Annotated in this window: 7 protein-coding genes; all 7 read right to left on the reverse strand. The window is 40.4% G+C overall.

The features are described 5' to 3' along the window. Nucleotides 1-11: 11 nt before the first annotated feature. On the reverse strand, nucleotides 12-380 hold the full coding sequence (gene rplL, locus RYP29_RS08600) for a 50S ribosomal protein L7/L12 (protein ID WP_005385476.1): 369 nt from the start codon (nucleotides 378-380) through the stop codon (nucleotides 12-14). A gap of 70 nt (nucleotides 381-450) precedes the next feature. Then, the gene (rplJ, locus tag RYP29_RS08605) at nucleotides 451-957 is read right to left on the reverse strand and encodes a 50S ribosomal protein L10 (protein ID WP_005382951.1); all 507 of its coding nucleotides are present in this window, start codon (nucleotides 955-957) and stop codon (nucleotides 451-453) included. A 174-nt stretch (nucleotides 958-1,131) separates the two neighbouring features. Continuing rightward, complete coding sequence (gene rplA / locus RYP29_RS08610; protein ID WP_005377180.1) at nucleotides 1,132-1,842, reverse strand: 50S ribosomal protein L1; 711 nt, start codon at nucleotides 1,840-1,842, stop codon at nucleotides 1,132-1,134. A gap of 75 nt (nucleotides 1,843-1,917) precedes the next feature. Beyond that, nucleotides 1,918-2,343: a 50S ribosomal protein L11 gene (gene rplK, locus RYP29_RS08615; protein ID WP_004693535.1), complete on the reverse strand. Its 426-nt coding sequence runs from the start codon at nucleotides 2,341-2,343 to the stop codon at nucleotides 1,918-1,920. Nucleotides 2,344-2,442: 99 nt separating this feature from the next. Beyond that, nucleotides 2,443-2,979, reverse strand: coding sequence for a transcription termination/antitermination protein NusG (nusG, locus tag RYP29_RS08620; protein ID WP_005377143.1), 537 nt, complete (start codon nucleotides 2,977-2,979; stop codon nucleotides 2,443-2,445). A gap of 11 nt (nucleotides 2,980-2,990) precedes the next feature. Continuing rightward, the gene (gene secE / locus RYP29_RS08625) at nucleotides 2,991-3,212 is read right to left on the reverse strand and encodes a preprotein translocase subunit SecE (RefSeq protein ID WP_005377007.1); all 222 of its coding nucleotides are present in this window, start codon (nucleotides 3,210-3,212) and stop codon (nucleotides 2,991-2,993) included. A 41-nt stretch (nucleotides 3,213-3,253) separates the two neighbouring features. Continuing rightward, the coding region (gene rpmG, locus RYP29_RS08630; RefSeq protein ID WP_311533135.1) for a 50S ribosomal protein L33 at nucleotides 3,254-3,331 on the reverse strand (78 nt) is incomplete at its 5' end.

A 3,331-nucleotide genomic window follows, 5' to 3' on the forward strand; every position in this document is an offset into this window, starting at 1 on the left:
TATGGCTAGAATTATTTCAATTCTACAGTTGCGCCAGCTTCTTCCAATTGAGCTTTCAAAGCTTCAGCTGCTTCAGTAGCTACGCCTTCTTTTACAGGTGCAGGAGCGCCGTCAACGATAGCTTTAGCTTCTTTCAAGCCAAGACCAGTTGCTTCACGAACAACTTTGATTACGTTGATTTTGGATGCGCCAGCATCTTTCAAGATTACGTCGAAGGAATCTTTAGCAGCGCCGCCTTCAGCACCACCAGCAGCTGCTACAGCTACAGGAGCTGCTGCAGTTACGCCAAATTCTTCTTCAATTGCTTTTACAAGATCATTAAGTTCAAGAATAGTTGCTTCTTTTAATTCAGCAACGATGTTTTCAATGTTCAATGCCATTTTAGTTTTCCTCCATAAAATAGTTTATTGTATCGGTCTTAAGCGACCAATGAATAATTCACAGAAATTATTATTCTGCAGCTTCTGCTGGTTGAGCGTCTGCAACAGCTTTGACAGCGTATGCAACGTTGCGAACAGGTGCTTGCAATACGGAAAGCAACATGGAAAGCATACCTTCGCGGTTTGGAAGGCTTGCGATTGCTTTAACGCCTGCAGCGTCCATAACTTCGCCTTCAACGATACCAGCTTTTACAGTAACAACTTCTTGTTCTGTAGCTTTGATGAATTGTTCGATTACACGAGCAGGTGCAACAGCATCTTCTTTAGAAGTAGCCAATGCAGTTGGACCTTCTAAATGCTCAGAGAAACCTTCAAGATTCAATTCGTTTGCAGCAATGCGAGTCAAAGTATTTTTGATTACTTTGTATTCAACACCTTCAGCCAACATTTTGCGACGAAGATCAGTTGCTTGCGCAACAGTCAAACCAGAGTAACCAATCAATACAGCACCTTTTGCTTCAGAAAGAGTTTCTTTCATTTGAGCAACGATTGCTTTTTTTGATTCAGTGACAGCCATTAGATTACCTCCTTATAGATTTTGTGGTGCTCTATGTACTATCTTAGCGTAAAAACGACCTCATCGCACGCGATGAGGTCGTAACTAGTCCTAGGTTGTTCTAGTGTCAGCCTCAGCGGGCGGATTTACATCCATTATACATACCAGCCGTCTACAGCTAAGAGACATATGTGATTATTGCTCTTTGGTTACGTTGCTCAATTTGAACACGTTCAAAGGCACACCAGGGCCCATTGTAGCGGACAAGGTTACAGATTTAATGTATTGACCTTTAGCTGCTACAGGTTTAGCCTTGATAATAGTATCAACGATTGTACGGTAATTGTCAAGTAATTTTTCATCATCGAAAGAAGCTTTACCGATGGAGCAAGAAATGATACCTGCTTTATCAGTACGGTATTCGATTTTACCAGCTTTAATTTCGTTTACTGCACGAGCAACGTCTGGAGTTACTGTACCAACTTTAGGGTTTGGCATCAAGCCTTTAGGACCCAAGATTTTACCAAGACGGCCAACTTGACCCATCATGTCTGGTGTAGCAACTACTACGTCGAAGTCGCTCCAACCACCTTGGATTTTAGCTACTAACTCTTCAGAACCTACGAAATCTGCGCCAGCTTCTTCAGCTGCTTTAATGTTGTCGCCTTTAGCGAACACAAGAACGCGTTTAGTTTTGCCAGTACCATGAGGCAATACTACTGCACCACGAACTTGTTGATCAGCGTATTTAGGGTCGACATTCAAGTTGAAAGCGATTTCAACTGTTTCATCGAAATTTGCAGTTGCAGTTTTCTTAACTAACTCAATTGCTTCAACTGGTTCGTAGAACTTACCAGCTTCAATAAGTTTTACTGCTTCAGCGTATTTCTTACCTACTTTTGCCATTATAATATCCTCCTTATGTGGTCAAACGGGAATTCCCTCCCACCGATTTGCGCTTATGCGCAAGTCGTACGCTTATTAGTCAACGATTTCAATGCCCATGCTGCGAGCAGTACCTTCTACCATGCGCATACCTTGTTCTACGGTATTAGCATTCAAGTCAGGCATTTTCAATTCAGCAATTTCACGAACTTTATCGCGACCTACTTTAGCTACTTTATCACGGTTAGGTACACCAGATCCTTTTGGGATACCTGCAGCTTTTTTCAACAATACTGCAGCTGGTGGAGTCTTAGTGATGAAGTCGAAGCTACGATCTTCATATACGTTAATAACTACTGGAATAATCAAGCCAGCTTGTTTAGCAGTACGTTCGTTGAATTCTTTTGTGAAAGCAACGATGTTAACGCCTGCTTGACCTAATGCAGGACCAACTGGTGGTGCTGGAGTAGCTTTAGCGGCTTCAATTTGTAGTTTTACTTGTTTAACTAATTTCTTAGCCATGGGTAATTAAACCTCCTATGATTCTACTGTGGTGGTAACGGATAAACATCCTCCCACTGCAACCAAAATCGATTGCTCTTTTAGAGTTATATTTATATATTAAAGAGCTTTTTCAACTTGAGAAAACTCTACCTCTACCTCTGTATCTCGATTGAACATTTCTACATTAAGTTTCAATGTTCCTTTTTCAGGGTTAATTTCGGTAATAACACCTAGTCTATCTTCAAAGGCACCGGATGTAATGCGTACCGTTTCACCAACCTCTACATCGACGTTGATTGTTGGTTTCTTATCCAAGCCCTGAGACTTAAGTATATGTTCTACTTCGGAATCAGAAAGTGGAACTGGTTTAGTGGCAGAGCCAACGAAACCTGTTACACCTGGTGTGTTGCGCACAACATACCAAGAACGGTCGTTAACTTCCATTTCAACCAATACGTACCCAGGAAATATTTTACGTTTTACTACTTTTTTAACCCCATCTTTTTCATCTATTTCATCTTCAAGAGGTACTAGAATTCGACTAATAACATCTTGTAAGCCCATAGATTGAACCTTAAGTTCTAAAGTGGTTTTAACTTTATTTTCGTAGCCTGAATAGGTATGAATTACATACCACTTCTTATCTGCTTCCATGTAATGGCCCCCTATCCAACAATCCGCAACAACATATTAATAAGTTGAGCAAAAATCGCATCAAATACATAAATGAGTAAAGCGATAAATATAGTTACCAAAAATACTACAATTGTGTAATTGATGAGCTCTTTTCTTGTTGGCCAGACTACTTTTTTCAGTTCAGCCTTTACGCCGCGGAAGAATTTACCAAATCCGCCACGTTGTTGTACTGCTGAGTTAGACTTTGCCATTTGTTCACATCCTCAAATCAACAGGTAATGAATGATAAGAATTATTTTGTTTCACGGTGTAATGTATGTTTACCGCAGAATTTGCAATATTTCATCATTTCAATACGATCAGGATTGTT

The organism is uncultured Veillonella sp. (assembly GCF_963534045.1).
In the GTDB taxonomy this organism is placed as follows: domain Bacteria; phylum Bacillota; class Negativicutes; order Veillonellales; family Veillonellaceae; genus Veillonella.